The following is a 2612-nucleotide window of genomic DNA, read 5'->3' as shown; positions in this document are numbered from 1 at the left end:
CTAGGGTTTGTGGGGATTCACAGATGAATCGAATTGTGATTCATACTGTTCATGGACCGCAATATTCTAACCGATGCCCAATGGGCGAAGATCGAACCGCATTGCTTGGGGAAACGCACTGACCCCGGACGCAGCGGCGGAGATAACCGGCGCTTTATAGAGGCCGTGCTTTGGATTGCCCGTACCGGCAGTCCTTGGCGCGACCTTCCGGCGCATTACGGCAACTGGAGCACAGCGTTTCGCCGCTTCAGTGACTGGCGCAAAGCCGATGTTTTTAAAAGGATATTTGATGCCTGCTCGGATGATCCAGATATGGAATACGCGATGATCGATGCCACGATAGTCAAGGTCCACCGTCATGGCCAAGGCGCTAAAGGGGGACTCAGAGCCAGGCCATAGGCCGCTCAAAGGGCGGCATGACCACCAAAATCCTCGCCTTGACGGATGCACTTGGCAATCTCGTGCGCTTTGAACTGTTGCCTGGGCATCGGTTCGATACTGTGGGCGTTGAACCGCTTCTGACAGGCATCAGCTTCGGGGCCTTGTTGGCCGACAAGGCTTTTGACAGCAATTCTATCGTCGATAATCTCAATGAACGCGGGGCGAAGATCGTCATCTCCCAACATCCACGGCGTTCAAGGCCTTTGGACATCGACAAAGAAATCTACAAATGGCGACACTTGGTCGAGAACTTCTTCTGCAAACTCAAAGAGTTTAAACGCGTCGCCATGAGAGCAGACAAAACCGACAACAGCTTCAAGGCTATGATCTATCTCGCAGCCGCCGTCATAAACTCAAAATGAATCCCCACAAACCCTAGGCCGAAGCGTATAAAGGGGCGATAGGGAGAAGCCTGCAAAAGCACGAAGGCCCCGTAGAGAGACCAGGGCCTTCGGGCCGCAGTGTGACCGTTGCAGGTGGATCTGGATCAACGACCTTTTGCGGCCCCGTGAGGATAGGCGCACACGCATAAACATTCGATACGCGGGGGGTATTTGGCGTACATGTGGGAAAATTTTGACCGCCCTGCATCCGTCCGCAACTCTGGCGGACATTAAGAGACAGGATGGGGTGTCGATGCCAACATTCACGCCCTGCGCCGTTTTACCCTGCGGGCCTTCGTCTCAGGGGAATCAATGCAACCGGAGACAATCGATGGAAACCCTTTTTGCGCAATACTGGTGGCTGCTTTTCCCCATTTTTGGCATGGGAATGGGCATTTTTGGTATGTATATGGGTCACAAGGCCCGACAGGACCGCATCGGTTTAATCCGCCAGTATCTCGAACAGGGCAAGGAGCCACCGGCGGCGTTGCTCGCTGGGTTAAACGGTGACGATGGCATGGACAAGACGGGCCAGACGGCCAATAGCGGTCTGGTGTCCATGGTCTGCATCTTCTCCGCCTTCGCACTGGCCTTTGGCTATGTGGGCTGGAAGCAGGGCAGCGACGTCTATTTCGCGCTGGGGCTGGGCTTTGCCCCTGCCGCTCTCGTTTCGCTCATCATCCTGATCGCCAAGATGATGCGGAAAGACTAGGCATGGACCCGGCCCGCCACGCACAGGCCCGCAAGGGATCAGAGGCCGCCTTCGCCGTTCTGGTGTCAGAGCATCAGCAGGCGGTGCGGCTGTTTCTGCGACGGCTGGCGGCCAATCCTGCCGACGCGGATGATCTGGCGCAGGAGGCCTTCGTCACTGCCTGGGAGCGGATTGACCACCTGAAGCCCGGCGTGTCCTTCCGCACCTTTGTCTGTGGCATCGCGTGGAAAAAAGCCCAGAATGACCGCCGCCGCGTCCGGCGTGCCGAAACCCGTGACGGGGCGTGGCTTTCGCTGCGTCGCGACGTGGAAATGCCCACGCACGAAACGCGCCTCAGCCTCGACAAGGCCATGCAATCCCTGCCGCTCGATATGCGGGCCGTCATATCGCTGTGCGTAGCCGAAGACTATAGCCACGCCGAAGCCGCCCGGATTCTGGGGCTTCCCCTTGGCACGGTAAAATCGCATAGTCAGCGCGGGCGCGCCCGACTGTGTGAACTTCTGGGAGTAGAGGTATGAGCGATCCCTTGCGTCTGATGTTCGCCCCCACGGATGTACCCGCCCGCGATCTGGCCTTCGAACTGCGCGTTCTCGAAGCCGTCGAGCGCCGACGTTTCCGCCGACAGATGGCCCTCTATCTGATGATCGCTATGGCCATACTTGGAGGCAGCGTTTTCCTGACGCCGCTGCTGTGGCCTGTATTGACCCTCCCTGCCCTGCCCGTCTTTTTGTCGGTCATCGGCGTCCTGCCGGGCCTTTTCTTTGCCGGACGGCAGATTGTGTCTTCGTCAAAGTTGAGGCGGCCGGCATAGAGCCAGCCCGCCATGTCAAGCGCCCGCCTAAGGGGACTAAATATCTGGATTTTTTAGCCCCTCGCCGGGCGGCGCCTGCCACCTTGGCCACCGCCTCAATGGCAGCTTGCGCGGCTTTAGAGCGAAATGATTTTAGGTTGAAGCATATCCTGAGTTCGTGAAGTAGTTTGCGCATTCGTGTGGAGGAAAGAAGTCAATGAGTTTGCCGATCTTTCTCCAGACGTTTTCCTTGGTTCGTTCGGCCGCCTTTCTCAGGAGGTGTTTG

The 2612-nt window shown here is 57.5% G+C and carries 4 protein-coding genes and 1 pseudogene; 4 read left to right on the top strand and 1 reads right to left on the bottom strand.

Annotation, left to right across the window (positions count from 1 at the left end; genetic code table 11):
• Positions 1-51 precede the first annotated feature (51 nt).
• From Q0072_RS13455 to Q0072_RS13440, 4 genes are all read left to right on the top strand, one after another.
• Positions 52-803, top strand: a protein-coding gene (locus Q0072_RS13455; protein ID WP_298331051.1) for an IS5 family transposase whose coding sequence is annotated in 2 segments (ribosomal slippage) — positions 52-382 and positions 382-803 — 753 coding nt in all. Because the reading frame shifts where the segments join, the coding sequence is not laid out codon by codon here.
• Between the two features lie 352 nt (positions 804-1155).
• Positions 1156-1536 carry a hypothetical protein gene (locus Q0072_RS13450; RefSeq protein WP_298331049.1) on the top strand — a complete coding sequence of 127 codons (381 nt, stop codon included), beginning with the start codon at positions 1156-1158 and terminating at the stop codon, positions 1534-1536.
• A 2-nt stretch (positions 1537-1538) separates the two neighbouring features.
• On the top strand, positions 1539-2054 hold the full coding sequence (locus tag Q0072_RS13445; protein ID WP_298331047.1) for an RNA polymerase sigma factor: 516 nt from the start codon (positions 1539-1541) through the stop codon (positions 2052-2054).
• Positions 2051-2347: a hypothetical protein gene (locus tag Q0072_RS13440; RefSeq protein ID WP_298331044.1), complete on the top strand. Its 297-nt coding sequence runs from the start codon at positions 2051-2053 to the stop codon at positions 2345-2347. Before Q0072_RS13445 ends, Q0072_RS13440 begins: the two co-directional genes overlap by 4 nt.
• 132 nt (positions 2348-2479) lie before the next feature.
• On the opposite strand, the pseudogene Q0072_RS13435 reads toward Q0072_RS13440, so the two are convergent.
• Positions 2480-2612: pseudogene (locus tag Q0072_RS13435) on the bottom strand (IS630 family transposase); the annotation flags it as partial.

Source organism: Asticcacaulis sp. (assembly GCF_027484505.1).
In the GTDB taxonomy this organism is placed as follows: Bacteria; Pseudomonadota; Alphaproteobacteria; order Caulobacterales; family Caulobacteraceae; genus Asticcacaulis.
This window is presented reverse-complemented; position numbering and strand designations above follow the sequence as displayed.

What these genes read in the sequence shown, in the direction of transcription:
- Q0072_RS13450 (WP_298331049.1), top strand. Translation starts at nt 1,156, where the DNA reads ATGGAAACCCTTTTTGCGCAATACTGGTGGCTGCTTTTCCCCATTTTT.
- Q0072_RS13445 (WP_298331047.1), top strand. Translation starts at nt 1,539, where the DNA reads ATGGACCCGGCCCGCCACGCACAGGCCCGCAAGGGATCAGAGGCCGCC.
- Q0072_RS13440 (WP_298331044.1), top strand. Translation starts at nt 2,051, where the DNA reads ATGAGCGATCCCTTGCGTCTGATGTTCGCCCCCACGGATGTACCCGCC.